The following is a 26,231-nucleotide window of genomic DNA, read 5'->3' on the forward strand; positions in this document are numbered from 1 at the left end:
GCGCCGCCCCACGCGCGTAGCTCTGCGGCGATGTCGAGCATCAGCGGATGTACTCGCGGCGCGGGCTCTGCCCGGGGATGACCGGTCTCGGCGGCAGGACGGGCGCCGCCGCGGCGTGCGCGGGGGCGACCGTACGGGTGGGGGCGGTGCGTGTGGGGGCGGTGCGGGCCGGGCCGGGGTACGGCTCGGGCTGTGACGGGTGGGGTCCCCGTCCGCGGGCGCCGAGCAGCATCGCGGCGTGGGCGACGCTGGCGAGGGTGGCGTGGTGGTGCCAGCCGCGGAAGGAGCGGCCTTCGAAATCACGGATTCCGGCGGGTTCGCAGACCTCGGTGAAGTCGAGCGCGACCCGGTCGGTGAGTTTGGCGAGGAGGAACAGCTGCGCGAGCGGCCGGTCCCCGATGTTGGTGATCCAGAACTCCGAGGGCAGCAGGGCCGCCTCGGTCCAGGCCCCGACGAGCAGCAGCGGGGTGGGCGGGGTCGGCACGAGGCGGTCCTCCCCGGGGGTGGCGAAGATGGCGGCCGAGGTGAGCAGGGTGACCGCTCCCTCGGCGCGGCCGTGTCTGGTCCATTCGACGACGCGCCGCTGGGAGCGCAGGGAGTCGATGAGCTCGCGGGCCGGCGCGGTGTGCGGGCCGGGCTTGTGCCGGCCGGCCCCGCCGAAGGAGACGGGCAGGGTGCCGTCCACTTTGAATACGAAGGGGATGTCCTGCATCGCGAACGACTCGATGCACTGCGGCAGTTCGCTGTTGGAGACTTCCATCACCACGGGCCTGCGCTGGAGTTGCCAGGTGGCGGCCATCCGCTGGACCGCGTGTATCGCGTCCTGAGCGGGGGTGAGCGAGCGTGCCGTGTCGGGGATCCCGGCCCGCCGGCGCCGCAGGAGTTCCGCCGTCCAGGGCCCGGGGAGGGTGAGGGTCCATTCGACGGGGAAGCCGGCATCGCTGGAGGTGAGCCAGATGCCGCTGGCCTGCTGACAGTTGGCGGTGCGGCCCAGCTGGGGGACGAACTGCCGTCCCACACCGACCGACCGGTCGCCGGCCTTCTCGATGACCATGGGCTGCACCACCCAGGCCAGCGGGCGCTGCGCGGTGCGTTCCAGGTGCTGGGCGAGGGAGCGTCGGACGGGGGTCCAGTCCCAGGGCGACTTGCTGATGAACTGCTGCAGGCTCTGCTCGACGGAACTGGCCCCGGTTCCGGCGATGTTACGAATTGTTTTCTTTCCGTTGGTCCGCACCAGACCGTTGAGGTATACGCGGGCCCAGTTTCGCTGGTCCCGCCGAGGTAACGACTCGAAGAAGAGCGAGATCAGAACGTCGATCAATTCGGAGATTTCCTTCGTGGATTCCTCCGGCAGGACTACGCGAGACATCTGGGCCTCCCCCGCGACCAGCTAGATCCATTAGCCTACTTGACCGCGGAGAACGGCCGTAGGTCCCGGCGGCTACTTCCTGAGGTCGCTGACAGATTCGAGCCGCTCTTCCTCTACCACGAGGGGGATGGGGATCTGGTTCGCCGCATAGTAGAGCGCGATCAGGAAGTGGGCGACGAGGGTGAGCGGAGCGGAGAAGAACGCCAGGGCGACGGTGCAGGGGTAGGCGATTGCCCCCAGCCCGAAACGCACCCGGGTGGCTCGCGCGCCGTCCTTGTCCACTTGGTCGTGGAAGAGGTGCCCGAGCCGGGTGACGTACCACCAGAAGGCCATGAACGCCAAGGCATAGGCCACGGTGACGAGGCTGTAGAGGACGGCCGCCGCGTTGGCCGATCCCCCTTCTTCCATGAGGTGTTCCGCGAGCACATTGGTGGTGTACGGAACCACCGACACCACCATCAGCACCAGGAGGTTCAGGAACAGCAAAGGGCGGTCGACCCGCTTGATGTGACTGAAGATGGTGTGGTGGTTCACCCACATCACGCCGATGATGAGGAAACTCACCACATAGGCGGCGTAGTGCGGCCACTGTTCCCGCACTCCGTGCCAGAAGTCGGAGCCGGTTTCTTCCGGAACTTTCAATTCCAGGACAAGGATCGTGATGATGACCGCGAATACACCGTCACTGAATGCCTCGACCCGGCCGGTTTCCGTTTCCATGACCTCCCCTTCGCGCTTCTTGCATATATCTACGGCTGCCGTGCATACGGGGAGGGTGCGCATCCCCACCCTCCCCGCACACGCTACCCAGATTTCTGCGGTTAGCTGCCAAATCCCGCTGTCTGCCGCCAGATTCGGCCATCGCGGACCACGAGCGTTCCGAACGCGTGCTCCGGTTCGCCGTTCAGGTTCATGATCGCCCGGTAGAAGATGGTGTCGTCGGTCTCGACGTACTCCTGGAGTTCCACGAGGGTGGGCTTCACCGTCAGGTACCCGGTGAAGGTCTCGCGCACCGCGTCGATGCCGACGGAGACGCCCTCGAAGCGCAACAGCACCGCGTCGTCGGTGTAGTTCTTCATCACCGCCTCGATGTCCAGGGCGGCGATCGCGTCCATCTGCCGGACGAACACCGGGTGCAGCGTGGAGATGTCGTACTTGGGCATGTCGACTCCCTGTCAGCTCTTCGATGAGGATGGATCGGTCGGATCGGTCGGATCGGTCGGATCGGTCGAACCAGTGGGATCAGTGGGATCAGTGGGTACGGCCGGCACGGCGCAGGACGGATCCGTCCCGGACAGCGGCAGCCGCACGGTCATCCGGGTCTCCCCCGGGTGCGAGCGGGCCGTGATCGAGCCGTGGTGGCGCTGGGTCACGATGCGGTAGCTGAGGTGCAGACCGAGACCGGTTCCCTTGCCCACGTCCTTGGTCGTGTAGAAGGGTTCGAAGATCCTCGGCAGGGATTCCCCGGGAATGCCCGAGCCGGTGTCGGCGATCTCCACCACCATGCAGACGCCTTCGACCCGGGCGCGCAGGGTGAGGGTTCCGGCGCCTTCCATGGCGGCCGCCGCGTTGTCGACCAGGTTGGTCCACACCTGGTTCAGCTCGCTCGGGTAGCCCGTCAGTTCGGGCAGGTCCGGTTCGTACGCCCGCACGATCCCGATCCCGGCGAGCTTCGCACGCAGCACGACCAGCGTGTTCTCCAGTCCGTCGGTCACCGCGAAGCGCTGCTCGGGCGCCCGGTCGAGATTGGCGTAATCCCGGGTGGCCGACACCAGCTGCGAGATCCGCGGACCGGCCGCCCGCAGCTCGGCGGCGAGCGAGCGGATCTCCAGGAGGGCCGCCAAGTGGTCCAGGGCCGCGGGCAGGGCCGGCTCGCCGACCCCCTCCAGCCGCTCCAGCAGCCCGCCCAGGTCCAGCCCGAGGTCGGAGACCCCCGAGCCGAGCAGTCCGGCCCGCTCCGCGCCGGCCTCCTCGGCCCAGTCGGCGATCTGCTCCTCCGCGTCCGCCTGGTCCAGCGGGTCGGTGACCAGCGGCGGAGCCATCTTGTCCAGTTCGCCGGCGAGCTGGTCGAACACGGAGCGCTCGGCGGCCGTGGCGGCCGCGCCCCAGACCTGGGCGGTGCGCGTCAGCTGGTCCAGGGCGGGCGCCAGTTCCTGCGCGGCCCGGGCCACGGCGGCGGCGGGGTTGTTCAGCTCGTGCGCGAGGCCCGCCGCCAGGGTGCCCAGGGCTTCGACGGTGGCCCGTTTGCGGGCCTGGACCTCGGAGGACTTGATGCGCCAGGCCAGCACGGGGATCAGTACGGCGGCCACCCCGTGGCAGCGGGTCAGCATCTCGAAGAAGACCGGCTTGGCGTACGCCACCACGGTGGTCGCCGGTCCGCTCGCCGCGGCCGTGGCCACGTACGACCCGTCCGTCAGCAGCGGCAGTTCGCCGGTGAACCGGTGCGCGGCCGAGGGTTTGCCGTCGTGGTCCTCGGCGGCCACGCTCTCCTCCTCGGTGGAGTGCCGGGTCAGGACCTCCTCGCGGCCGTCGACGACCTTGGTCACCACGAGGCCCCCGGAGAGCAGGACGTGGAAGCCCGTGGCCTCCTCCCCGTCGCGGAAGAGGACCTCCCCGTCGGCGAGCACCCTGGGTTCGGAGACCGAGACCAGCCAGTCCAGCTGCTCCTCGGTGAGGCCCTCGAAGATCTCCAGGGCGCGCAGGGCGGTGCGGAGTGCGGCGGTGCCCGGGGATCCCGTCATGTGGTGCTCCCTTCCGTCCTGTTCCGGGCGGCCAGCCGCAGGGTGGCCAGCAGGGCGAGCGCGCACACCGCGGCGACGGTGGCCATGAAGCCGACCGAGGTGCGGTGCAGCCCGTGGATGTTGGTGAGCAGTCCGGCGAGCACCGCCGGCACGCTCATCGCGAGGTACGCGAACACGTAGACGGCGGCGGTCAGTTCGCCCCGGTGTGCCGGCTCGGCCAGTGCGCTGAGCGCGCGGAAGGAGCCGAGGAAGGCGGCTCCCCAGCCGGCTCCGAGGACGGCGGTGGCCGCGAGGAACACCGGGGCCGAGCCGAGCCCGAGCGCGAGGAGCACCAGGGCCAGCCCGCCGAGCAGGCCGAGCAGGCCGAGGACGGCGGTGCGCAGGGCCTCGGTGCGGCCCAGCAGGAGCTGGGCGGCGGTGGCGGCGCCGGCCAGGAGGGCCACGGTGGCGCCGCCGACGAGGTAGTTGGTGCTCCGGAGCAGGGAGAGGGCCAGGTGCGGGCCGAGCGAGAGGTAGAAGCCGCCGACCGACCAGACGGCCACGATGGTCAGGATCAGCACGGCGAAGCGGCCGCGCACGGCGGCGGGGATGTGGATCCGGTGCGGGACGATCTTCAGCCGGCTGCCACCGGGCTCCCGGGTGCCACCGGACCCGCCCGCACGTCCGGGCGCGCTCTCCGCCATCCGGGCCACACCGGCCAGGGAGATGACGAAGGCCCCCACGAGCAGCAGGTAGGTCAGGACGGTCGGAGCGGGCGCGTACTGCACGAGCAGCCCCGCCCCGATGCCGCCGAGGCCGATGCCCACGGTCGGCCCGGCGCTGTTGACCTGTGCGCCGAGCGCGGGCCGGGAGCGCGGAGCGAGCTCCAGCAGGGCGGCGCCCATGGCCCCGGTGGCCAGGCCCACCGCCAGCCCCTGCACGGCGCGGGCGGCGAGCAGCAGGCCGAGCCCCTGGGCCGAAGCGAACAGGCCCATGGAGACGATGGCGAGGACCAGCCCCGCGGCGAGTACGGGCCGCCGGCCGAGGGTGTCGGACAGCGAGCCGAACAGCAGGAGTCCGGCGAGCACGGTGACGGCGTACAGGGCGAAGACCACCGTGATCATGCCGGAGGACAGGCCCCACTCCTGCTGGTAGAGCACGTAGAGGGCGGAGGGGACGGAGGAGGAGAGCATCAGCAGGACCAGGACCGCACCCACCACCCGGAAGCCGGAGCTTCCCGGTACGCCTGCGGAGCCGGCGGGGCCTGCGGGGCCTGCGGGGCCGGGAGCTGGACGCAAGGTGTCCCCCGTGGTGGTCGCGGACGGCACGGTCCGTGCTGTCGTGGGCAACGGTTCCACTGCTTCAACTCCCCCGTCGTGGGCGGTCAGGCGGGTGCCTGCACGGCCCTCGTGAGCGCGCGGGCGGTGAGTACGCCCGCGAGGTGGCCGAGGTACTCGGCCGAGGTGCCGCGCCCCGGGACGAACAGCTCCCGGGGCTCGGCGCGGAAGGCCGCGAGCACGGCCTCCGTCGTGTACGGGCCCCCGCCGAGCCGTTCTTCGACCCCGCGCAGCCGCAGTGCGCGGGCGGTGGCCCCGGTGACCGCGATGCGCGGCCCGTCGGGGGTGATCCGTACGGCGGCGGCGCAGACCGGGTAGCGGGTCGCCCGGTCGGCGGTCTTCTCGAAGGCGGCGGCGCGGCCGGCGGCCGGGACGAGCAGGGCGGTGATGACGGTGCCCGCCGGGACGCCGGAGGCGGCCAGTTCCTCGGCGGTGAGCGTCGACGCTCCGCCCGGCCCGGCCAGTTCGGCCGTGGCTCCGGCGGCCATGGCCGCGACGGGCAGGTCGGTGGCCCGGCCGGTGGCGGCGAGGTTGCCGCCGACCGTGCCGAGGTTGCGGACCTGGGGGTCGCCGTTGGCGCGGGCCGCGGCGGCGATCTCCGGCGCGTCGGCCCGCAGCAGGGGGTCCGCGGCCAGTTCGGCCAGGGTGGTCATCGACCCGATCCGGATCCCGGCGGGGGTCCACTCGATCCCGCGGAGCTCTTCCAGCCGGCGGACGTCGACGAGCAGGGAGGCCCGGTCCTCCCCGGTGCGCAGGCCGGGCAGCAGGCTCTGCCCGCCGGCCAGCACCCGGGCGCCGGCGCGGCCGGCCAGCAGGGTCAGTGCCTCGTCGAGGCCGACGGGGCGTACGTAGTCGAACTCGGTGAGGATCACTGGGCTTCCCCTCTCAGGCGGCGCCAGACCTTCTCGGGGGTGACGGGCATGTCGATGTGCCGGACGCCCAGGTCGGACAGGGCGTCGACGACGGCGTTGACGACGGCCGCGGCGGGCGGCACGGTGGCGATCTCGCCGGCGCCCTTGGCTCCCAGCGGGTTGTGCGGGGAGGGGGTGGTGGTCTTGTCGAGGGTGAAGAAGGGCGCGTCGGTGGCGCGCGGCAGGGCGTAGTGGTTCAGGTCGCGGCTGACGAGCCGCCCGTCCGGGTCGTACTCGGCGTGCTCCATGAGGGCCTGGCCGAGGCCGTGCAGGATGCTGCCCTCGATCTGCCCGAGCACGATCTTCGGGTTGCCGATGTTGCCCGCGTCGTCGACGGCCGTGTAGGCCACCACCTCGGTCTCGCCGGTCAGTTCGTCGATCTCGACGACCGCGACGTGCGTCCCGAAGGGGTAGTTGAAGTCCGGCGGGTCGAAGTGGGTGGTCTCGTCGAGGGCGGGCTCGATCTCGGGCGGCAGCCCCCAGCCGTACCACATGGCCATCGCCAGCTCGGCGAAGGTCTTGGTGTTCTCCTCGTTGCCCTCTTCGAAGACCTTGCCGTCCGCGTAGACGACCTTGTCCTCGGGGACGCCGAGGAAGACGGCCCCGGCCTTCACCAGCTTGGCCTTGATCTTCCGGGCGGTGAGGGCGATGGCCGGCGCGGCCATGCTGTAGGAGCGCGAGCCGTAAGTGCCCTGCCCGTACGGGGCTTTGAGCGTGTCCCCCTCGTACACCTGGACCGTCGCCGGGTCGATGCCGAGCTCGTCGGCGGCCACCTGCGCGAAGACGGTGCCGTGGCTCTGGCCGGTGGAGGCGGAGCCGACGGTGACGGTGACCTCGCCGGTCGGGTGGACGCGGATGTTCGCGCTCTCCCAGGTGCCGCCGAGCATGCCCTCCTTGGACATCCGGGTGGAGGGGCCGACACCGCAGATCGCCACGTAGGAGGCGATGCCGACGCCGAGCCGCTTGCCGCGGGCGCGGGCCTCGGTCTTTCGGGCGGGCATGTCGGCGTAGCCGGAGAGCTCGATGGCCCGGTCGAAGTTGAGCTGGTAGTCGCCCGAGTCGTAGGTCCAGCCCAGGCCGTTGTCGTACGGGAACTTCTCCTTCGGCACCAGGTTCTTGCGGCGCACCGCCGCCGGGTCCATGCCGATCTCCGAGGCGTAGCGGTCCACGAGCCGTTCCATCAGGAACGCGGCCTCGGCGCGCCCGCTGCCGCGCTGGGCGCCGAGCGAGACGGTGTTGGTGAAGGCCGCGTAGACCTCGCAGAAGGCCGCGTCGATGTCGTACATGCCGCTGATGGAGCGGCCCATCAGCGCGGTGGCGACGCCGGGGCCGATGGTGGAGGGGTAGGCGCCGAGGTTGGCGTAGCTCGTGCAGCGCACGGCGGTGATCCGGCCGTCGCGGGTGCCGGCCAGGGTGACGTGCTGGCGGTGGTCGCGGCCCTGGACCGTGGAGTTCATCAGCCCGGTGCGGGTGTCGACCCATTTCACCGGCCGGCCGAGCGCCTTGGAGAGCAGCAGGACCAGCGGCATGTCGGGGTACAGGTACCCCTTGGTGCCGAAGCTGCCGCCGACGGTCGGGGCGACGACGCGGAGCTTGTTGAAGGGGATGCCGAGGACCAGGGCGGAGAGCAGGAAGCGGTGGTTGTGCGGGCCCTGGGTGGAGGCGTACAGCGTGTACTCGCCGGTGGCGGCGTTGTAGTCGCCGACCGCGCCGCGCGGCTCGATGGGGCTGTTGATGGTGCGCTGGTTGACCAGGTCCAGCTCGACGGTGACCTCGGCCGCGGCGATGGCCGCGTCGGTGCGGTCCTTGTCCCCGCAGGTCCAGTACGCGTTCAGGTTGCCGGGGACGGCCTCGTGGAGCTGGGGGGCGCCTTCGGCGAGGGCCTCGTCGGCACGGGTCACCACGGTCAGCGGCTCGTACTCGACGGAGATGGCGGCGAGGGCCGCGGCGGCCTGGCGCGGGGTCTCGGCGACGACCGCGGCGATGGGGTCGCCGACGTGGCGCACGGTGTCGCCGGACAGCACCGGGCGGGAGCCGGGAAGTCCGTAGGGGTGGGGCGGGAAGTGGCTCTCGACCCCGCCGGGTATCCAGATGCAGGGCAGCGGCATGACGTCGGTGAAGTCGGCCGCGGTGGCCACCTTCAGCACGCCCGGCAGCTGCTCGGCGGCCTTGGTGTCGATGGAGAGGATCCTCGCGTGGGCCACGGGGCTGCCGAGGATCGCCATGTGGGCGGTGCCCGGCAGGTCGATGTCACCCACGTACGTGGCCTCGCCGCGCAGCAGCTGCGGATCCTCACGGCTGTCCAGCGGCTGTCCGAGCAGGCCGTTGCCCTGGAGCGGGGTCTCCCCCGTGACTGCGGTCATCTCCCTCACCCCTCCTGTCCGGACGCGGCGGTGGCCTTCTCCACGGGCGCCTGCTCCACGGGCACCTGCTCCACGGGCACCTGCGCGCGGGCCGCGGAGCAGGCGCGCTGCACTCCTCGTACGACGCTGTGGTAGCCCGTGCAGCGGCACAGGTTGCCGGTGAGCCACTCGCGGATCTCGGGCTCGGTGGGCGGCTCGCGGTCGGCGGCGGCGTCGACCAGTTCGCCCAGGGCCATGACCATCCCGGGGGTGCAGAAGCCGCACTGGGTTCCGTGCTCCTGGCGCAAGGCCTCCTGGAGGCCGCTGAGTTCACCGCCGGGGGTGGTGACCCCCTCGATGGTGGTCACCGCGGAGCCGGCGGCCGCCACGGTGAGGATCAGGCAGCTCTTGACGGAGCGGCCGTCGAGTTGGACGACGCAGGTTCCGCACTGTCCGGTGTCGCAGCCGACCTTGGTACCGGTCAGCCCGAGGCCGTCGCGGAGCCGTTCCACGAGCAGTTCGTTCGGCTGCGCCGTGAACTGCTCGGGTCTTCCGTTGACGTTCAGTGAGAGGTCCATGCCAGCGCCTGCGCTTCCGTGAGCGGCCGGTTGAAGAGGGGCCCGCCGGGCTGCTGGAGAATTCCCCCGGAGTGCAGCGGGCCGGTGTCCACGGGAGCGAATCCGAGATCCGTGATGATTCCCGCGACTATTTCTTTGGCTTTCCCGTCGTCGCCCGCCGTGAAATGGGCCAGGCGCGGCCCCGAAGCGGTTCCGGCGACGGCGAGCGTCTCGAAATGCATGGTGTTCAGAGACTTCACGATCCGGGTCCCCGGATACCATTCGGCGACGAGTTCGCTGGATCCCCGGCCGCCGAGGTCCCGGGGGGCGCCCGGCCCGCTGAACGCGTTGGTGGCGTCCACGAGCACGGTGTCCCGTACGGCGTCCGGGGGCAGCAGCCCCTGCACGCTGTCGAACGGCAGCATCAGTACGAGGACTTCGGCCCGGGCCGCCGCCTCGGCGGGGTGCGCCGCCGAGGCCGCGGGGCCCAGTTCGGCCAGCAGGGCCGCGAGGCTCTGCGGGCCCCGGGCATTGGCGAGCACGACCTGGTGGTCCGCCGCCACGAGGATCCTGGCCAGGGTCGATCCGATCCGGCCTGTGCCGATGATGCCGATCCGCATGGGGGCTCCTCAGGTGGTCTCGGTGCGGGCGGGGCAGGTCGGCCGGGGACGTCAGTCCATTCCGATCCAGACCGACTTGGTCTGGGTGTAGCTCTCCAGGGACTCGGGGCCGCACTCGCGCCCGTAGCCGGAGGCCTTGTAGCCGCCGTAGGGCACGGCGGGGTCGTACTGGTTGTAGCAATTGACCCAGACGGTCCCGGCCTTGATCTGCGAGGCGACCCGGTGGGCGCGCCGCAGGTCCTTGGTGTGGACGCCGGCGGCGAGGCCGTACGCGCTGTCGTTGGCGATGCGCACGGCGTCCTCCTCGGTGTCGAAGGGGATGATCGACAGGACGGGTCCGAAGATCTCCTCCTGGGCGATCCGCATGCCGTTGTCGACGCCGGTGAAGATGGTCGGCAGGAAGTACAGGCCTTCGGACGAGGCCCCTTCCGGGGTCCAGCCGGTGCCGCCGGTGCGCAGCACGGCGCCTTCCTTCTCGCCGACCTCGATGTACGAGCTGACCTTGTCGAACTGGCCGCGGTGGGCGAGCGGTCCGAAGAGGGTGGCCGGGTCGCGCGGGTCTCCGGGCAGCAGGGCGGCGGCGCGGGCCACGAGCCGTTCGACCATCTCGTCGTGGATCGGGCGGTGCAGCAGCAGCCGGGAGCCGGCGGTGCAGATCTCGCCCTTGTTGTAGTAGATGCCGAAGAAGGCGAGTTCCTCGGCGGCGTCGAGGTCGGCGTCGGCGAAGACGATGTTGGCGGACTTGCCGCCGAGCTCCATCGTCACCTTCTTCAGGGTGCCGGCCGCCTTGCGGATGATCGACTGGCCGACCGAGGTGGAGCCGGTGAAGGCGATCTTGTCGATGCCGGGGTGGCCGGTGAGGGTCTCGCCCAGTTCCACGCCCGGACCGGTGATGACGTTCAGCACGCCGTCCGGGATCTCCGCCTCCTGGAACAGCTCGGCGATCTTCAGGGCGGTGAGCGGGGTGGCGGGCGAGGGCTTGTGGACCACCGTGTTCCCGGCCGCGAGGGCCGGGGCGATCTTCGTCATCGACAGGAGCAGCGGGAAGTTGAAGGGGGTGATGGCGCAGACCACGCCCAGCGGTTCGCGCAGGGTGTAGGCGAGCTGCCCGCCGGCCGGGGCCCGGGAGGAGCCGTCGACCCGGGTCACGGCGCCGGCGTAGTAGTGCATGAGCTGGGCGGCCATGGGGGCGTCGACCGTGGAGGAGAAGGCGAACGGCTTGCCCATGTCCACGGTCTCCAGCATGGCGATCTCTTCGAGGTCGCGCTCGATGAGCTCCCCGACCCGGTTCAGTCGCAGCGCGCGTTCCTGGGCGGACAGTCTGCTCCAGGGACCTTCCTCGTACGCCGTGCGGGCGGCGGCCACGGCCGCGTCCGCGTCGGCGGCGGCGGCCTGGGCCACCGGCACGATCTCCTGGCCGTCCACGGGGCTGATGTCCGGTTCGGTACGGCCGTCCCGGGCCTCGACCCAGGTGCCGCCGATGAACAGTTTCCCGGGGTTGGCCAAGGGCTGGTCGCTGAGCGCGCGCTTGGTCATGGCTGTGGCTGCCTTCCGGTTTCGGGTGCGAGGGGCAGGGCGCCAGGGGGAGACACCCCTGATGGCTAGCCCTGCGCGAGCTGACGTAAGAACGTCTCCGCGAGGGCCTTGGAGGAGTAGGGGTTCTGGCCGGTGGTGAGCTTGCGGTCCACCACCACGTGCGAGTCCCAGATGGCGTCGGCCTTCTCGTAGCGGGCGCCGAGCCGGGTGAGTTCGGCCTCCAGGATCAGCGGGAGGCGGCCGGCCATGTTGGTGACGAGCTCCTCGCTGTGCGAGAAGGCGGTCATCCGGTAGCCCGCGAAGGGCCACTGGCCCTCGCCGTCGCGCAGGGCCAGCAGGGCGGTGTGCCCGTGGCAGACGGTGGCCAGCGGCTTGTCCTGGGCGATGGCCCAGCGCAGGATCTGCGCGAGTTCGTCGGACTTGGGCAGGTCGCCGATGGCCCCGTGGCCGCCGCTGATGTAGATGCCGTCGTAGCCGGCGATGTCCTTCTCGCCCAGGGTCTCCAGGGCGATCGGGTTTCTCAGCTGCGGGGTGTTCTCTATGACGCGGCTGTACTCCTGGGCGCTGGCCGTGTCCGTGTCCGCGGAGCCCTGGGGGCGGACCCACTGGAGGAACTGGGGGTCGATGCTGGTCTGGTCGACCGTCGGGGTCCGCCCCGCGATCGTCGCCACGTCGACGGTGTGGCCCGCGTTCTTGAAGAGGGTGTAGGGAACGGCGAATTCCTCGGCCCAGAAACCCGAGGGATGTTGTTCCCCGTCCAGCAGATGAAGCGTGGCCTTGGCCGTCATGACGACGAGAATCTTCATGACTCTCTTCTCCTTCGTCTGGATTCGCTGCCGATTCAACACGCCCCCCGCAAGGGGCGTAAGGGGGAGGCGTCAGGCACGCGATACTTCGTCACGTGCGTCCAACGCGGAGATGATGGTGCGGAATTCACCGACCAGAGGGTGGTCGGGATGGGCTTCGGAGAATATGCGTTCCCCGTAGAGCGCTGCCATTTCCGGAACGTAGGGCAGGATTCCGGCCAGGGGCGTGCGGTAGACCTCCTCCGCCCGCCGCCGGGCGGCCGTCCGGTCGATGCCCTCGGGCGCCATGCTCATCACCAGGGTCCGCCGGCAGGCGAGCCGGCCGGTCAGGGCGATGGTCTCCTCGACGCCGAGGAGGTCGATCCGGTCGGCCCTGGCCATGATCAGGAGTACGTCGGCGCTCGCCATCGCGGTGACCGACTCGTTGTTGAGCCCGGCGTGGGTGTCGAGCAGCAGGACGTCCAGGGCGTGGTGCACGGCCAGCCGGTCGAAGCCCTCGGGCAGCAGCCCCACGTCGTAGCCGGTGGTCATGAGTTCCCGCAGGGCCGCCGTACCGGTCCGCGCCGGCACGACGTACAGGCTGCGGCCGCAGCCCGTGCGGACCTCTTGGGCGGCGGCCTCGATCTCGCACCGGCCGAGCAGGTAGTCGGCGAGCGAGGGGCCGGGGCCGAGCCGGAAGAGCAGGTCCAGGGTGGGCGACTGGATGTCCGTGTCGATCACCCCCACCCGGCGCCCCTCGGCCGCGAGGAGCAGGGCCAGGTTCGCCAGTACCGAGGACTTTCCGGTACCGCCGCGGTACGAGTGCACCACGATGGTCCGGGTCATCAGGCCACGACCTGGCGATCGGCGCCGCCCGCGTGCGGCCCCCGCGCCGCGCGTGGCCGGTGCAGGGCCAGCATGGTGACGTCGTCGTGCTGTTCGGCTGTTCCGGTGTGTTCGCGTACGGCCGTGTCCATCCGTTCGACCACCTCCCTGCCGCTGACCGGTGGGCCGGACAGCAGCTCCAGCATCCGCTCGTCTCCGAGGAAGCTGCCGCTGGGGCAACGGGCCTCGGGCACTCCGTCCGTGAACACGAAGAGGGTGTCTCCCGGGTTCAACTGGGCGTAGCCGAGCGTGTACACACAGTCCGGGAGCACCCCGACGGCGGGGCCGGTGACCTCCAGGGTGCGCGGCTCGCCGCCGTCCGCGTCCAGCAGCAGCGGCGGGTTGTGGCCGCCGTTGATGTAGACGAGGGATCCGGTGAGCGGGTCGAGCACCCCGAAGAAGAGGGTGGCGAAGTAGCCCTGCCGCAGGTGGTTGCGGGTCAGGTAGCCGTTGGTGGCGGTGACCGCGTTGAGCAGCGGTGTGGCACCGACCACGGGGATGCGCCGGCTGTTGCCGGTGCGGCCGGCGGCCACCAGGTGCTGGAGGCCGCTGTTCTCGGCGGTGTGCCGCAGCAGGGAGCGGATGAGCGCCATGAAGAGCGCGGCTCCGACCCCCTTGTCGCAGACGTCGGCGACGACGAAGGCCAGGCGCCGGCCGCGGGAGAGCTCGAAGACGTCGTAGAAGTCTCCTGCGACCTGCCGGGCGGGCCGGAAGCAGACGTCGATCTCCCAGCCCTCGGGGATCGGCAGTGATTCCGGCAGGAACCCGGCCTGAATCTCGCGCCCTATCTCCAACTCCTTCTCGTATCCCATCAGTTCGGCGCGGGCGTCGGCTTCGCGCAGGGTGCGGCCGAGTCCGGCGCGCTCCGAGCAGCTGTGCAGCCGGGCCCCGACGAGGGCGGGCAGGAAGGGGGGTACGAGGTAGTCGTGCCCGATCCGGACGTGTTCCTCCAGGGCGGCGAACTCCGTCACGGTCCAGACGACCACGATGGGCGCCCCGGCCCAGCGGCGCAGCCGGCGCACGGCGGTCCGTACGGACTCTCCGTCGGCCTGGGCCGGGGCGAGCAGTACGTCCGCTTCGGGCAGCTCCTCCAGTGGGCCGGCCAGCAGTTCGGCCAGCGTGCGCGGGACGAGTGCCGCTCCCATCTCCTCCAGTGCTCCCAGGAGTTCGAGGGGTGGTGGCGGGTACTCGTCGAGGATGATCACGGTCGTGGAGGGCATGGGTCAGTCCCCTCAGCCATCACAGTCAGCGTGCTGATGTTGCGGCCGTCCCTGCGTACGTAGTCGAACTCGTCCACGCTGGTCAATGCGAGGTGGATGCCGAGTCCGCCGATCCGGCGCCGCTCGGGAGCGGTGTGCGGTTCGGGCGGCAGTCGCCCCTGGACCGGGTCGAAGGCCGGGGCGCCGTCCTCTATGGAGATCTGTACCCGGCCCGGCCCGGAGCGGCCCCGGACGGTGATCCGTCCGTCGCCGCTCCGGTACCCGTGCATCACGATGTTGGTGGCCAGCTCGTCCACGGCCAGCCGGATCCGGTACGAGGCGCCCTTGCCCAGGCCCGCGCTCCCGGCCAGCCGCAGGACGAGCGCGGCGATGTCGCCCAATGCCCCCAGGGTGGCGGGCACATGAAGCTCGGCGGACATCCTCGCCGTCTTGACCGCCTCGTCCATCGGACTCAGTCGTCGGAGAGGACGACGCTGCGGTCGAGACCGGCCGTCCGGATGGTCCGGGCGACGGGCTCGATGGCGCCGACCACCTTGATGGTGACGTGCTCCCCCACCTTCTGCTGGGCGAAGACCAGGGAGCGCAGTCCGGCGCTGGCCATGTAGCCGACGCCGGCCATGCGGATCTCGACGGTGCTGGTGCCGTGGCCGGCGGCCTTCTCGATGGTCTGGTGGAAGTCCGGCGCCGTCTTGGCGTCCAGTTCGCCCTCCAGCTCGATCACGGTGGTGTCGCCCTCGATGCTCAGGGACACGGAAAGCGGCATGTCAGGTCTCCTTCGGTGTGTTGACCAGCGCTCGGGCTGGGGCGCGGGCTGGGGCGCGGGCTAGAGCTCCGCGTCGGGCGTGCGGCCGACCAGGATGACGACCGAGCGCGGACCGATCAGGTACTTGCCGGCGTTCTCCAGTTCGAGTTCGGCGCCGGGGGTGCGGATGTCGTACGGGGCCTCGGCCCCGGTGTCCGCGAACAGGTGCCAGCTGCGACCGCCCGGGAGGGCGGGCAGTTCCAGGTCGTGCGCTTCCCAGTGGGAGTTCATGGCCGCGTACACCACGTCGTCGTCGCCGGTGCCGCAGCGGGCCACCGCCAGCAGCCGGCTCTCCGCCGACCAGTCGGGCTGCCAGGCCCGCTCCCCGTGCCAGCTGATGTCGGGCAGTCCGAGGCTGTCCCGGAGCTGTCCGGTGGGGTGGGAGGTGGAGCGCAGTTCGCGGTGGTGCTTGCGGAAGGCGATCATCTCCCGGGTGAACCGGAGCAGTTCGGAGTTCTCGTCGACCTGGCTCCAGTCGAACCAGGACAGTTCGTTGTCCTGGCAGTACGTGTTGTTGTTGCCCTGCTGGGTGCGTGCCACCTCGTCGCCGGACAGCAGCATCGGGATGCCCTGACTGGTGAAGAGGATGGCCAGGGCGTTCTTCATCTGCCGCAGCCGCAGCGCGGCCACCTCGGGATCGTCGGTCGGTCCCTCGGCTCCGCAGTTCCAGCTGGCGTTGTCGTTGCCGCCGTCGTTGTTGCCCTCGCCGTTGGCCTCGTTGTGCTTGTCGTTGTACGAGACCAGGTCGGCCAGGCTGAAACCGTCGTGCGCGGTCAGGAAGTTGACCGACGCCGAGGTCCCGCGGCTGGAGTAGAGGTCGGGCGAGCCGGCGAGCCGGGTGGCGAGTTCCCCGGTGACCCCGGGGTCGCCCTTGAGGAAGCTGCGCACGGTGTCGCGGTACTTGCCGTTCCACTCCGCCCAGCGGCCGTACGCCGGGAAGTTGCCGACCTCGTAGAGGCCGCCGGCGTCCCAGGCCTCGGCGATGAGCTTGGTGTGCCGCAGCACCGGGTCGTAGGCGAGCAGTTCCAGGAGCGGCGGGTTGGGCAGCGGCGTGCCGTCCGGGGAGCGGCCGAGGATGGCCGCGAGGTCGAAGCGGAATCCGTCGATGTGGTAGTCGGCGACCCAGTGGCGCAGGCAGTCGAGTACGAAGTTGCGCACGACGGGGTGGTTGCAGTTGACGGTGTTGCCGGTGCCGCTGAAGTTGAAGTAGTACCCCTCGGGCGTGAGCATGTAGTACGTGGCGTTGTCGAGCCCCTTGAAGGAGATCGTGGGGCCGTGCTCGTTGCCCTCGGCCGTGTGGTTGAAGACGACGTCGAGGATGACCTCGATGCCGGCCGCGTGCAGGTCCTTGATCAGGGTGCGGAACTCGTCGCCCTGCATGCCGTAGCGTCCGGTGGCCGCGTAGCCCGCCTTGGGGGCGAAGAAGGAGACGGTGTTGTAGCCCCAGTAGTCGAAGAGCTGCTCGCCCGTCTCCGGGTTGGTGCGCGGGTTGTCGCTCTCGTCGAACTCGAACACCGGCAGCAGCTCTATGCAGTTGATCCCGAGCTCCTTCAGGTACGGGATCTTCTCCCGCAGCCCCGCGAAGGTGCCGGGGGCGGTCACCTGTGAGGAGGGGTGCCGGGTGAAGCCGCGCACGTGGGTCTCGTACACGACGAGGTCCTCGGCGGGGATGCCCAGCGGGGTGTCGTCGCCCCAGTCGAAGTCCTGGAGGCAGACGCGGGAGCGGTACTGGTAGCCGCGGCTGCGGTCCGGCTCCACGCCCCACACGTCGCGGCCTGCGATCAGCCGGGCGTACGGGTCGGAGAGCACCTGGCGGGCGTCGAAGCGGTGGCCGGTGACCGGGTCGTAGGGGCCGTCGGCCCGGTACCCGTACTCGATGTTCTCGTGGTCGAGGCCGAAGACCGTCATGGCGAAGACGCTGCCGGTGCGGAATTCCTGGGGGAACTCCAGCTCGGCCATCGGCTCGGGCTCTCCGCGCTTGTAGATGACCAGGGTCATGGAGGTGGCCTGGTCGGAGAAGACGGAGAAGCTGACCCCGCCGGGGACCACGTTGGCCCCGAAGGGGAACGGTTTGCCGGCGCGGACGCGGTACCCGCCCACCTCGTGGGTCGGGTACGCGTCGACGCGCAGCACCTGTTCGGACGCCGGCTCGCTCATCGCGCGGCCTTGGCGGCGGCTTTGGCGGCGACCTTGGCGGCGGCCGCCTCGGCCTCGCCGGTGGAGAAGAAGTCGAGGAAGCCGGTGGCCGACATGACGAACCGGACTTCCTCGCTCACCCCGTAGAGGGTGACGGCGACCCCGGCGTGCTGGGCCTCGCGGTAGACGACGAGCAGGGTGCGCAGCCCGGCGCTGGAGACGTAGGTGACGGCCGTCAGGTCGATGCGCAGCGGCCGGCCCTCGCGGACCAGCGGCAGCAGGCTCTGCAGCAGCGATCCGGAGGTCTCACTGTTGATCTCGCCGGTTGCGACGAGCACGGTGCCCGTCTTGTTGCGGCGTTCCTTCACGTTCAGGGTCATTGCTTTCCCCTCTGAGTGGGGCGCCCCCGTTGAGCGCTACTGGGCGGTCGGGCGCAGCCGGACCTTGACCTTGACCCGGCCCTGTACGTCGGGCAGCCGGACGGTGAGTGCGTCGGCGTCGAAGTCGGTGTACGGCTTCTCGTCGATCTCGACGGACGCGATCCGCACCGAGCCGGCGGGGAGCAGGTCGGGCGAGACGCGCAGCACGCGGTCGGGCAGGTTCGTCGGGTCGGGCTGGAAGTGGAAGTCCATCTCCCGGCCGTTGATGAGCAGGTTGTTGTAGACGGCGGACAGGTAGCAGAGCTCCGCCGAGTGGTACATGGACATCGAGTGGCTGCCCTTGAGCCGCTCGGTCCCGAGCAGGTACGGGGTCCCGCTCGCGAGGACGTTGAAGTAGACGGCGCCCTCGTCGTGGTCGAGGAAGAAGGTGTTGTAGAAGGCCTCCGCCTGCCGGGCCTCGCGCAGGAAGCCGTCGCCGCCGACGGTGCCGTTCAGGATGAGGTAGGCGAGGATCGCCTGCTCCTGCTGCCACCAGGCCTTGCGGTCGTGCCAGGCGAAACGATACGTCTCCTCGTCCCCCGACTTGACGCGCTCGACCACGTCGTACCAGCCGCCGCGCTGCACGTCGCTGCCGACGGCCGGCATGATCTCGCCGATCTTGCGGGCGAGCTCCTCGTAGGCCGGCTTGGCCTTCAGCGAGTTCATCCGCATCAGGTTCCAGGCGATCTTGAGGTTGTGGCCGACGACCGCACGGTTCTGCTGCCAGCTGTGCGCGGTGTCGTGGGACCAGTCGCGGAAGAAGCGCTCCTGGACGAAGGGGCTGTTCTTGTAGTCCGGGAACTTGTCCGCGATCGTGTCGAAGGTGTACTCGAGGAAGTCCGCGTAGCGCTGCTCCCCGGTCGCCAGGTACAGGTTGATCAGGTACGCGGGCGCGTGGTCGCCGACCGAGTTCCAGTTCTTGCGCTCCGCGTTCTCCCCGAGGGACTCGTGGTCGGCGCTGAAGAGGATCGGGTCGATGTGCGAGTAGTAGCCGCCCTGCTCCGGGTCCTTGAAGAACTTGTCGAACAGCCGGATGGTGGCGTCCGCGTCGTTCTTGATCCGGATGTCGCCGGTGACCCGGTAGGTCTGGATCGGTCCGGCCAGCGCGTAGATCTGCTCGTACATCGGGATCGCGTCGTAGTCGTCGGAGAACTCCGAGGTGAACAGCTTGCGTTCGCTGTCCCCGTCGACGCTGATGCCGTGGTACCAGAAGACCACGTCCTCCTCGCTGTCCACGACGCGCATGTGCTTGCGCAGGTACTCGGTGCCGCGCTCGGCGACCTCCAGGTACTCGTCCTTGCCGGTCAGCAGATAGGCCGAGGCCATGCCGTAGACCAGGCGGGAGATCGTGTCGGTCTCCTGGACGTGGCTGGCGGTCTTGTCACCGCCGAGCCGGATCTCGGTGCGGTACTCGGTGAAGTCCACCGGCCCGTCGCCGAACTGCGCCCGCTTGTAGAAGTCGGCCAGCGATTCGATCTGCTTGATCCACCAGCTGGGCTCCTCGAAGCGGTAGTCCTCGGCCCCGCGGCCCAGGAACACCAGGCGCTTGGCCTCGAAGCGGCCGCCCCGCTCGGGGTAGTGCACTCCGTAGACGTAGAGGAACCGTCCCGGCGAGAGCATCTCGTCGATGTGCCCGGAGGCGTCGATGTACGGCTCGTCCAGGTTGCGGACCAGCTCGGCGCTGGGATCCCCGGCCAGGGAGACGTCGAACTCGCGGCCGTCCGAGGTCTTCAGCCTCAGCAGCCGGGACTCGGAGTCGAAGCGGGCTACGTAGCCGGCGATCGTGTCGGAGAAGGAGAAGCTCACGGCGTCCGCCATGTCATACACCGTCCTTGTCGTGGTGACCGTGTTCGTCCTCGAATCCCTGGCTGACCTCGACGATCACCCCGTCGGGATCGCGGACCCACACGGTCCGCCACCCGCAGATGAAGTCGTCGAAGTCCAGTGGTCCCAGGGTCACTTCGGCCGCATCGCCGAGCGTGGCCAGGAAGCCGTCCACGCTGTCGGTCTGGAAGGCCAGGTGCCGCATCCGGCCCGGCGCCGCCGGCCCGTCGTGCTGGGGCGTGTCGCCCGGCTCGGTACCCGCCGCGAAGAGCTCCAGGTACACGTCCCCCTGGCGGAGAAAGATGATCGATGCGTCTCCGAGGTCGACCACCCGGGCCCGGGTGAAGCCGAAGTACCTGGTGTAGAAGTCCTCGGTGGTCTTCTGATCCGCGCAGTTCAGCCCCACGTGCGACCAGACCATCGGGGCCATCAGCCGGCGCCCTGACGGCTCTGGTCTCCCTGGGCCCGCGCACCGCGCCCGGCGGCGATCAGCTCGATGATCCGGCGGGCGAACAGGTGGTGGTGGGCCCCGGTGCGGCCGGTGACCAGGTCGCCGTCGACCACCACGTCCTCGTCCACGTACTCGCCGCCCATGTTCCGGACGTCGCCGATGAGGTTGTTGTGGCATACGACCTTGCGGCCGCGGATCTTGTCCGGGATCGAGGCCGCCAGCCACATGCCGTGACAGATGATCCCCTTGAGGACGGTCGGCTCCTCGAAGGCCCGGCGCAGCAGCTCCGTCGCCGGCGCCAGTACGTCCACGTCCTCGGTGTAGCGCAGCCGGTCCGCCACCATGCCCGAGGGCACGATGATCGCCGCGTACCGGCGCAGTTCCTCGTCGCTCAGCCCCTCCAGGGACTTGTCGGCGGTGAACGGCGCCCGGAACTCGTGCCCGGAGAAGGTGATGGAGTCGTTGCCCCACAACCGGGTCAGGAAGTCGACCTCGGCGCCCTCCTCCGCGAACCGGCGGCCGTAGTAGAAGATCTCCGGCTCGTAGAAGTCGCTCTCGACCAGGACCGCGATCCGGGTTCCGCTCAGCGCACCCTCGCGCAGGACCACATCAGGCACGGGACACCCCCTTCAGGAAGTCCGCCGCGCGCTCGGCGATCATCGCGATGGCGGTGTGGCAGTTGCCCGACGGGACGGCGGGCATCACGCTCGCGTCGACGACCCGCAGGTTCCGTACGCCGTGCACCCGCAGTTCGGGGTCGACGACGGAGAGGTCGTCGATGCCCATGCGGCAGGAGCCGGCCTGGTGGTGGTAGCTCTCCGACTTCTGCTTCACGAAGGTGCGCAGGTCCTCGTCGGACACGTGGCCCGGTCCGGGCTGGAGCTCCTGCTTGTACCAGGGCGAGAAGGCCGAGGTCGCGAAGAGCTCCCGGGCCGTCTTGACGCCCTGGACCATCCGCTCCAGGTCCCAGCGATCGCCCAGGTAGTTCGGGTGGATCAGCGGGTGGGCCAGCGGATCGGCGCTCGCCAGCTTGATCCAGCCCCGCGAGACGGGCCGGACGACACCGGGCAGGATGGACACCGTGTTCGGGTGGTCCTGGCCGACGATCACGTCGAACGGCACGTGCACGAAGGCGATCTGCAGGTCCGGCGCCGGCAGCCCCGGCCGGGACGAGAGGAACAGCGCGCTCTCCGACAAGTTCTGCGCGGGCGGCGGCAGTTCCTGGGTGACCTCGGCCATCAGCCCGGTCAGTACGTGGTTGTGGAAGTTCTCCCCGACCCCGGGCAGCGCCGCAACCGTCCCGATGCCGTGCTCGCGCAGCTGCTCGGGGTGCCCGATCCCGGAGAGCAGCAGCAGCTTCGGCGATTCGATCGCCCCGGCGGCCACGATCACCTCCCGGCGGGCCCGTACGGTGTGCAGCCCGGGCTCGGCGGGCGTGCTGTGCCCGTCGCGCACCGTCCGGCCCGGGAAGTCGCTGCCCGAAAGCGTGGCCGGCGCCTGGAGCTGGACGTACTCCACACCCGTGCAGGTGTCCCCGTCGAAGAGGAGCCGGGTGCTCTGCGCACTGGTGCGCAGGGTCAGGTTGGAGCGGTCGAGGGCCGGCTCCAGGTAGGCGGCGAGGACGCCCTGGCGGCGCCCGTCGGCCACGTCGATGTGGTGCCAGCCGGTGCCGAAGAGCCCGCGCCGCGGCCCGTCGGTGTTGAAGTCGGCGATCTCCTCGTGCCCGAGCTCGACGGCCGCGTCGATGAAGGCGCGGGAGACCGGGTTGGGGCCGTGCCGCCCGGCGTGGGTGATCCGCTGCGGACCGCGGGTGCCGGTGGTCGGCGCGGTGGCGTCCTCCTGGCCCTCCAGCAGCGAGAAGTAGGGCAGTACGTCCTCGTGCGCCCAGCCGGCCGCGCCCTGGTAGGCCCAGTTGTCGAAGTCCGAGGCGTGGCCCCGGATGTGCATCATGATGTAGAGGTTGCTGCTGCCGCCGGGGGCCTTGCCGCGCGGTTCGTAGGTGCGGCGGCCGTCCAGGCCGGGCTGCGGGACGCTGGTGTAACCCCAGTCGACGGGCCCGCCGAGCAGCTTGTACCAGGAGGACGGATCGTCCACCTCGGGCGGGATGCGGCCCGCTCCCGCCTCCAGGACCAGGACGGTGACGTCCGGGTCCTCGGAGAGGCGGTTCGCCAGGACGCTGCCGGCGGTGCCGGATCCCACGACGATGTAGTCGTACTCATCCACGGCCATCGCGTGCCCCCTCAGCCCTGGCCGAGCACCTGGAAGGGAACCGTGTCGTGGTAGTTCGCCATGTAGGCGATCTTTCCGTCCACGATCCGGAAGAAGTTCATGACCTCGGCCTCGATCTCCTCCCCGGAGGGGGTGACCGCGGTCAGGTGGGAGACGGCCGCCGCCTTCTCACCGTCGACGAGGAAGTGCACGGGCTCGTTGCGGAAGACCCGGTACATCGTCCCCATGCCCTTCATCATCGACCGGAGCAGTTCCAGGCCCTCGATGTGACCGGCGAGCTGCTCGTCCATGACCTGGTCCTCGGCGAACAGGTCGCACCAGCTGTCCCAGTCACCGGCGTTGGCGTACTCGTAGTACTTCTGCAAGATCTGCCGCGCGTCCATGGCGCTCAACCCCCTACTGGTCCCTGCGGGTTCCGTCGGGCGCGAAGGGCGCCCAGAACTGGCTGAAGGCCGTGGCCGTGTCACCGAACAGGCCGTCGTGGCCCTCTACGATCCGGCCGCCCCGCCAGCGCATGAAGTGGAAGACGGGGTAGTCCATCCGCTCGTACGGGGAGCGGCTCGACTCGTCGGCGCCGCCGCGGACGGCGACGTTGCGGCAGACGTCCGCACTGCAGTCCTCGCCGACGAGGACCGCTTCGATGTCCATGCGGAAGGTGCCGCCCGTGAGCTTGTGGGTCTGGCCCATCAGCTCCAGGAAGGCGTCCAGGCTCTCGTACCAGCCGGCGAGCGGGTGGTTGCCGGGGACCTGCCAGCGCAGGTCCTCCGCGTAGTACTCCAGGATCCTGGCCCGGTCGCCGGAGCCGAGGGCCCGGTACGCCGCCTCGACCCGCTCCCGTGTCACTTCGGTCATCGTCGCTTCTCCTTCGGCTCTCAGAGGGAGGCGGAACCGGGCATGGGCGCCAGTTCGTTGACGGTGTACTGCCTGATCAGCGGCCCGTCGGGGCCGGCGACCACGGTCCAGGTCTGGTCGGCGTCGAAGCCCAGCCACACGCTCCGGGCGGCCGGCGGGTCCCAGATCTTGGCCTGCCAGTTGACGAGGACCCGGACGATCGCCCGGTCCCCCTCGATGACGGGCTCCACCTTCGTGACCGTGTGCACCTCGTCGAAGAAGCGGTTGGTGACCGCCTCGTACCAGCGGCCGAAGCCCTGGTGGCCGAGGAAGGTGTCCTCCGGGACCTTGAACTCCAGGTCCTCGGTGATCAGGGCCAGCACCTGGTCCGGCTGGACGTGCTGGTCCAGGGCCACGTACCACTTCTCGGCGAAGGCGCGGATCGCGTCCTCGGTCAGCCGCTCGGCGGGCATGCGGTCTCCTCCTGTCTGGCGTGGGTGTCGGGTCCGGAGTGACGTGTCCGGGACGGACGTCAGATCTGTACGTCCACGAGGAACGGTCCGGGGTGGGCGAGCATCCGGCCCACGGCGGCGATCGCCTCGTCGGGCTTCTCCACCCGCATCCCGCCCGCCCCGAGCGACCGGGCCAGGGCGGCGAAGTCGATCTCGGGGTGCGAGAGGTCGAAGGAGCCCGGGAAGCCGTGCTGCGGGATGTCCCGCTCCCGCCAGTACTGGGCGATGTTGTCGTCCAGCAGTCGGTACTTGCGGTTGTTGCAGACCACGAACTTGGCCTCGATGCCGTGCCGGGCCGCGGTCCACAGCGCCTGGTAGGTGTACATCGAGCCGCCGTCGCCGGCGAAGCCGACGACGAGCCGCTCCGGCCGGGCCAGCTTGACGCCGACCGCGCCCGGGAAGCCCACGCCCAGCGATCCGCCCCGGGTGAGGTGGTAGTCGCCCGGCCGCTCCGGCGGCAGGTAGCGGGTGACCAGCGGGGAGGTGGTCAGTGCCTCGTCGAAGACGATCAGGTCCCCGCCCGTGCGCTCGGCCAGGGTCCGCAGGAACACCGCCATCGGTGAGCCGTCCGCATCCATGGCCTCCCGCTCCGCCCGGCCCGCCCGCACCCGCTCCCGGGACCGCGCGTCCAGCCGCCCGGCCGCCGCCGCCCGCTGCGCGGGGGTGAGCACGTGTTCCAGTACGCCGGCCAGTGCGCGCAGCGCCTGCCGGGGATCGGCGGCGAGCCCGAGGTCCACCGGGTGGTTCTTCGCGATCTCGTAGGCGTTCAGGTCGATGTGCACGACCCTCGCGCCGGCCCGGAAGGGGCTCTCCAGCTCCGGGAACACCTCGGGGAAGACGTAGGTGCCGACGATCAGCACCCCGTCCGCCCGCCCGATCAGCTCCTTGCTGTGCGGGCCGAACATGTGGCCCGTCTGACCGCGGCGCAGCGGGTGCGAGGCCGCGATGTTCACCTCGGAGGAGTCGACCTCGTAGACGTCGGCGCCGAGCAGTTCGGCGACGGCGACGAGTTCGCGCTGCGCCCCGGAGAGCGAGACCCCGTCCCCGACGAGGACGACCGGCCGCTCGGCGGAGGCCAGCAGCTCGGCCGCCCGCCCCACCGAGGCTGCCGAAGGGGACACGTCCGTGAGGGGCACCGCGGCGGGCAGGACGAGCTCGGAGTTGAGCTCGTCCAGCACGTCCATCGGCAGCGCCACGAACACCGGCCCGCGCGGCGGCGTCAGGGCGATCTTCACCGCCCGGCGGATGGTGCGCAGCACGGAGTGCCGGTCGGTGACCCGGGTCGCGTACTTGGTCACCGGCTTCGCCATCGCCACCAGGTCGCAGGCCATCTGCGCGTCCATGGCGTCGTAGCGAACCCCGGCGTCACCGGCGACCACGACGAGCGGGGTGTGGCCGCGCAGCGACTGGTAGAGCATGCCGATGCCGTTGCCCAGCCCCACCCCGGAGTGGAGCTGGAGCAGCGCCGCCCCGCCGGTGGCCCGGGCGTAGCCGTCGGCGATGCCGGCGGCCACGGTCTCCTGGAGGGCGAGGACGTAGTGGAAGCCCTCCGCCGCGTCGACCGCGTCGAGGAATCCCTGTTCCACCGTCCCCGGATTTCCGAACATGACGTTCAGGCCGTCGGCCTTGAACTGCTCGATCAGCCTTTCCCGTCCGGGAGTGGCTCCAGAACTCATCGAACTCCCCCTCCTTCGCTTACCGTCGTGCCGGAGTTACCGGAATTACCAGCCGTACCGGGTGAGGCCGTTCTCCAGGACTTCCACGATCTTCTGCCCCGTGAGATACGAGTCGGGGGTCGAACGACCGGTCACGAACGGGAAGTCGACGATCACCGAAAGGGGGTGGCCGAAATTCCCGTGGTACGCGCCGCGCGGCCCGGTCGCATCGCGCAGGATGTATTCCAGCGGATACGGCGGCGGCCCCATGTTGAAATCGGTACCGAGGAATCCGGTGCCGTCCTTGTAGTCGTACTCCTTGCAGTGGCCGGTCACGTGCTTGCCCCAGATGATGCTGCGACGGTCGCCCCAGTCCCGGGCGAAGGCCAGGCAGGCGACGCCGTAGCACTCGGCCGCCACGACCTTGCCCGCGTTCTTGAAGGCGAGGATCAGGGCGTGCACGCGCTCGTTGTTGGCGAGGTCCACGATCGGACCGCTGCCGCCCACGATGAGCACGGCGTCGAAACCGGCGATGTCGGCCTGGAGCTTGTCCAGATCGCGGTGGTACTGCTCCAGCTTGGGCAGATAGGCCGAGTCGCTCGTGTACGGGCGCTCGGGGGCCCACGCTTCGATGTCGAGGGGGGAGTCGAGCCGGCTCGACTGCTCGAACTCCCGGCCCAGCCGGGCGTTCTCCTCGGTGGTGACCGAGCGTCCCAGCGGAGGATCGATGTAGTTCGCGTCGAGGCTCGGCGGGAGAGCGTGGGCACGCTTTCCGGTCGGCGTGGCGAATACGACTTCATAGCCCTGCTCGTCGAACTGCGATACGGGGCCGATCAGTTCCTCGGCCCAGTAACCGTGTTCGGAGACAATGACCAGAATCTTTCTGCTCACGGATTCCTCCAGGCGCCGCCTGTTGTCGTTGGCGTCCCCCACACTGGCCGCGCCCGGGGTTCCCGTCAAAGCGCTGGTGTGCGACTTCGTGAGGTAGTCGCCCAGGTCATGGGGGCACCTCAGGAAGTCGTCCGGCGAGGTCATGAAGTAGCTTCCGGACTACCTGACTTCGTCCGAATCCCTGAACCGTCGCCGGGGC

The 26,231-nt window shown here is 70.2% G+C and carries 26 protein-coding genes; all 26 read right to left on the reverse strand.

Features of this window, described 5'->3' with window-relative positions; genetic code table 11:
* Nucleotides 1-40: 40 nt before the first annotated feature.
* Nucleotides 41-1,369 (reverse strand): IS701 family transposase, encoded by a 1,329-nt coding sequence (locus ACFWBW_RS34175; protein WP_385381113.1) that lies wholly within the window; start codon nt 1,367-1,369, stop codon nt 41-43.
* 72 nt (nt 1,370-1,441) lie between these two features.
* The gene (locus ACFWBW_RS34180; RefSeq protein WP_385381116.1) at nt 1,442-2,089 is read right to left on the reverse strand and encodes a TMEM175 family protein; all 648 of its coding nucleotides are present in this window, start codon (nt 2,087-2,089) and stop codon (nt 1,442-1,444) included.
* 101 nt (nt 2,090-2,190) lie between these two features.
* A complete protein-coding gene (locus ACFWBW_RS34185) occupies nt 2,191-2,532 on the reverse strand; it encodes a nuclear transport factor 2 family protein (RefSeq protein WP_385381119.1) in 342 nt (113 codons plus the stop codon).
* 12 nt (nt 2,533-2,544) lie between these two features.
* Nucleotides 2,545-4,110 carry an ATP-binding protein gene (locus ACFWBW_RS34190; RefSeq protein WP_385381121.1) on the reverse strand — a complete coding sequence of 522 codons (1,566 nt, stop codon included), beginning with the start codon at nt 4,108-4,110 and terminating at the stop codon, nt 2,545-2,547.
* Nucleotides 4,107-5,438, reverse strand: coding sequence for an MFS transporter (locus tag ACFWBW_RS34195; protein WP_385381124.1), 1,332 nt, complete (start codon nt 5,436-5,438; stop codon nt 4,107-4,109). Before ACFWBW_RS34195 ends, ACFWBW_RS34190 begins: the two co-directional genes overlap by 4 nt.
* Nucleotides 5,439-5,473: 35 nt before the next feature.
* Entirely contained in the window at nt 5,474-6,298 is an 825-nt protein-coding gene (locus tag ACFWBW_RS34200; protein ID WP_385381127.1) for an FAD binding domain-containing protein, read from the reverse strand.
* The gene (locus tag ACFWBW_RS34205) at nt 6,295-8,700 is read right to left on the reverse strand and encodes a xanthine dehydrogenase family protein molybdopterin-binding subunit (protein WP_385381130.1); all 2,406 of its coding nucleotides are present in this window, start codon (nt 8,698-8,700) and stop codon (nt 6,295-6,297) included. The genes ACFWBW_RS34200 and ACFWBW_RS34205 overlap by 4 nt, the downstream gene beginning before the upstream one ends.
* A 5-nt stretch (nt 8,701-8,705) precedes the next feature.
* The gene (locus ACFWBW_RS34210; RefSeq protein ID WP_385381133.1) at nt 8,706-9,257 is read right to left on the reverse strand and encodes a (2Fe-2S)-binding protein; all 552 of its coding nucleotides are present in this window, start codon (nt 9,255-9,257) and stop codon (nt 8,706-8,708) included.
* Nucleotides 9,242-9,856 (reverse strand): NADPH-dependent F420 reductase, encoded by a 615-nt coding sequence (locus ACFWBW_RS34215; RefSeq protein WP_385381136.1) that lies wholly within the window; start codon nt 9,854-9,856, stop codon nt 9,242-9,244. The genes ACFWBW_RS34210 and ACFWBW_RS34215 overlap by 16 nt, the downstream gene beginning before the upstream one ends.
* Nucleotides 9,857-9,907: 51 nt before the next feature.
* Nucleotides 9,908-11,392 carry an aldehyde dehydrogenase family protein gene (locus ACFWBW_RS34220; protein ID WP_385381139.1) on the reverse strand — a complete coding sequence of 495 codons (1,485 nt, stop codon included), beginning with the start codon at nt 11,390-11,392 and terminating at the stop codon, nt 9,908-9,910.
* 65 nt (nt 11,393-11,457) lie between these two features.
* Nucleotides 11,458-12,198, reverse strand: a complete 741-nt coding sequence (locus ACFWBW_RS34225; protein WP_385381142.1) for a type 1 glutamine amidotransferase domain-containing protein — start codon at nt 12,196-12,198, stop codon at nt 11,458-11,460.
* A gap of 72 nt (nt 12,199-12,270) precedes the next feature.
* The gene (locus ACFWBW_RS34230; protein ID WP_385381145.1) at nt 12,271-13,023 is read right to left on the reverse strand and encodes an AAA family ATPase; all 753 of its coding nucleotides are present in this window, start codon (nt 13,021-13,023) and stop codon (nt 12,271-12,273) included.
* Entirely contained in the window at nt 13,023-14,282 is a 1,260-nt protein-coding gene (locus tag ACFWBW_RS34235; RefSeq protein WP_385381148.1) for a PP2C family protein-serine/threonine phosphatase, read from the reverse strand. Before ACFWBW_RS34235 ends, ACFWBW_RS34230 begins: the two co-directional genes overlap by 1 nt.
* The gene (locus tag ACFWBW_RS34240) at nt 14,264-14,701 is read right to left on the reverse strand and encodes an ATP-binding protein (RefSeq protein ID WP_385381151.1); all 438 of its coding nucleotides are present in this window, start codon (nt 14,699-14,701) and stop codon (nt 14,264-14,266) included. The genes ACFWBW_RS34235 and ACFWBW_RS34240 overlap by 19 nt, the downstream gene beginning before the upstream one ends.
* 32 nt (nt 14,702-14,733) lie before the next feature.
* Entirely contained in the window at nt 14,734-15,045 is a 312-nt protein-coding gene (locus ACFWBW_RS34245) for an STAS domain-containing protein (RefSeq protein ID WP_266910482.1), read from the reverse strand.
* A 60-nt stretch (nt 15,046-15,105) separates the two neighbouring features.
* Nucleotides 15,106-17,241: a glycogen debranching protein GlgX gene (gene glgX, locus ACFWBW_RS34250; RefSeq protein WP_385381156.1), complete on the reverse strand. Its 2,136-nt coding sequence runs from the start codon at nt 17,239-17,241 to the stop codon at nt 15,106-15,108.
* Nucleotides 17,238-17,600, reverse strand: a complete 363-nt coding sequence (locus ACFWBW_RS34255) for an STAS domain-containing protein (protein WP_385381159.1) — start codon at nt 17,598-17,600, stop codon at nt 17,238-17,240. Before ACFWBW_RS34255 ends, glgX begins: the two co-directional genes overlap by 4 nt.
* A 36-nt stretch (nt 17,601-17,636) precedes the next feature.
* Nucleotides 17,637-19,457, reverse strand: a complete 1,821-nt coding sequence (locus ACFWBW_RS34260; protein ID WP_385381162.1) for an AGE family epimerase/isomerase — start codon at nt 19,455-19,457, stop codon at nt 17,637-17,639.
* A 1-nt stretch (nt 19,458) separates the two neighbouring features.
* The gene (locus ACFWBW_RS34265) at nt 19,459-19,893 is read right to left on the reverse strand and encodes a VOC family protein (RefSeq protein WP_385381166.1); all 435 of its coding nucleotides are present in this window, start codon (nt 19,891-19,893) and stop codon (nt 19,459-19,461) included.
* A complete protein-coding gene (locus tag ACFWBW_RS34270) occupies nt 19,893-20,531 on the reverse strand; it encodes a DJ-1/PfpI family protein (RefSeq protein ID WP_385381169.1) in 639 nt (212 codons plus the stop codon). The genes ACFWBW_RS34265 and ACFWBW_RS34270 overlap by 1 nt, the downstream gene beginning before the upstream one ends.
* A complete protein-coding gene (locus ACFWBW_RS34275) occupies nt 20,524-22,143 on the reverse strand; it encodes a GMC family oxidoreductase (protein WP_385381172.1) in 1,620 nt (539 codons plus the stop codon). Before ACFWBW_RS34275 ends, ACFWBW_RS34270 begins: the two co-directional genes overlap by 8 nt.
* An 11-nt stretch (nt 22,144-22,154) precedes the next feature.
* Entirely contained in the window at nt 22,155-22,526 is a 372-nt protein-coding gene (locus tag ACFWBW_RS34280; protein ID WP_327257395.1) for a nuclear transport factor 2 family protein, read from the reverse strand.
* A gap of 13 nt (nt 22,527-22,539) precedes the next feature.
* Entirely contained in the window at nt 22,540-22,995 is a 456-nt protein-coding gene (locus tag ACFWBW_RS34285) for a nuclear transport factor 2 family protein (RefSeq protein ID WP_385381177.1), read from the reverse strand.
* 20 nt (nt 22,996-23,015) lie between these two features.
* Complete coding sequence (locus ACFWBW_RS34290; RefSeq protein WP_250741355.1) at nt 23,016-23,447, reverse strand: nuclear transport factor 2 family protein; 432 nt, start codon at nt 23,445-23,447, stop codon at nt 23,016-23,018.
* Nucleotides 23,448-23,506: 59 nt separating this feature from the next.
* Complete coding sequence (locus ACFWBW_RS34295) at nt 23,507-25,162, reverse strand: thiamine pyrophosphate-binding protein (protein WP_385381180.1); 1,656 nt, start codon at nt 25,160-25,162, stop codon at nt 23,507-23,509.
* Between the two features lie 45 nt (nt 25,163-25,207).
* The gene (locus ACFWBW_RS34300) at nt 25,208-26,032 is read right to left on the reverse strand and encodes a type 1 glutamine amidotransferase domain-containing protein (RefSeq protein WP_274547903.1); all 825 of its coding nucleotides are present in this window, start codon (nt 26,030-26,032) and stop codon (nt 25,208-25,210) included.
* Between the last annotated feature and the right edge of the window lie 199 nt (nt 26,033-26,231).

Source organism: Streptomyces sp. NPDC059957 (genome assembly GCF_042730015.1).
Lineage (GTDB): Bacteria > Actinomycetota > Actinomycetes > Streptomycetales > Streptomycetaceae > Streptomyces.

Coding starts and splice junctions, on each gene's coding strand:
- ACFWBW_RS34175 (WP_385381113.1), bottom strand. CDS start 1,369: ATGTCTCGCGTAGTCCTGCCGGAGGAATCCACGAAGGAAATCTCCGAA.
- ACFWBW_RS34180 (WP_385381116.1), bottom strand. CDS start 2,089: ATGGAAACGGAAACCGGCCGGGTCGAGGCATTCAGTGACGGTGTATTC.
- ACFWBW_RS34185 (WP_385381119.1), bottom strand. CDS start 2,532: ATGCCCAAGTACGACATCTCCACGCTGCACCCGGTGTTCGTCCGGCAG.
- ACFWBW_RS34190 (WP_385381121.1), bottom strand. CDS start 4,110: ATGACGGGATCCCCGGGCACCGCCGCACTCCGCACCGCCCTGCGCGCC.
- ACFWBW_RS34205 (WP_385381130.1), bottom strand. CDS start 8,700: ATGACCGCAGTCACGGGGGAGACCCCGCTCCAGGGCAACGGCCTGCTC.
- ACFWBW_RS34210 (WP_385381133.1), bottom strand. CDS start 9,257: ATGGACCTCTCACTGAACGTCAACGGAAGACCCGAGCAGTTCACGGCG.
- ACFWBW_RS34215 (WP_385381136.1), bottom strand. CDS start 9,856: ATGCGGATCGGCATCATCGGCACAGGCCGGATCGGATCGACCCTGGCC.
- ACFWBW_RS34220 (WP_385381139.1), bottom strand. CDS start 11,392: ATGACCAAGCGCGCGCTCAGCGACCAGCCCTTGGCCAACCCCGGGAAA.
- ACFWBW_RS34225 (WP_385381142.1), bottom strand. CDS start 12,198: ATGAAGATTCTCGTCGTCATGACGGCCAAGGCCACGCTTCATCTGCTG.
- ACFWBW_RS34230 (WP_385381145.1), bottom strand. CDS start 13,023: ATGACCCGGACCATCGTGGTGCACTCGTACCGCGGCGGTACCGGAAAG.
- ACFWBW_RS34235 (WP_385381148.1), bottom strand. CDS start 14,282: ATGCCCTCCACGACCGTGATCATCCTCGACGAGTACCCGCCACCACCC.
- ACFWBW_RS34240 (WP_385381151.1), bottom strand. CDS start 14,701: ATGTCCGCCGAGCTTCATGTGCCCGCCACCCTGGGGGCATTGGGCGAC.
- ACFWBW_RS34245 (WP_266910482.1), bottom strand. CDS start 15,045: ATGCCGCTTTCCGTGTCCCTGAGCATCGAGGGCGACACCACCGTGATC.
- glgX (WP_385381156.1), bottom strand. CDS start 17,241: ATGAGCGAGCCGGCGTCCGAACAGGTGCTGCGCGTCGACGCGTACCCG.
- ACFWBW_RS34255 (WP_385381159.1), bottom strand. CDS start 17,600: ATGACCCTGAACGTGAAGGAACGCCGCAACAAGACGGGCACCGTGCTC.
- ACFWBW_RS34260 (WP_385381162.1), bottom strand. CDS start 19,457: ATGGCGGACGCCGTGAGCTTCTCCTTCTCCGACACGATCGCCGGCTAC.
- ACFWBW_RS34265 (WP_385381166.1), bottom strand. CDS start 19,893: ATGGCCCCGATGGTCTGGTCGCACGTGGGGCTGAACTGCGCGGATCAG.
- ACFWBW_RS34275 (WP_385381172.1), bottom strand. CDS start 22,143: ATGGCCGTGGATGAGTACGACTACATCGTCGTGGGATCCGGCACCGCC.
- ACFWBW_RS34280 (WP_327257395.1), bottom strand. CDS start 22,526: ATGGACGCGCGGCAGATCTTGCAGAAGTACTACGAGTACGCCAACGCC.
- ACFWBW_RS34285 (WP_385381177.1), bottom strand. CDS start 22,995: ATGACCGAAGTGACACGGGAGCGGGTCGAGGCGGCGTACCGGGCCCTC.
- ACFWBW_RS34290 (WP_250741355.1), bottom strand. CDS start 23,447: ATGCCCGCCGAGCGGCTGACCGAGGACGCGATCCGCGCCTTCGCCGAG.
- ACFWBW_RS34295 (WP_385381180.1), bottom strand. CDS start 25,162: ATGAGTTCTGGAGCCACTCCCGGACGGGAAAGGCTGATCGAGCAGTTC.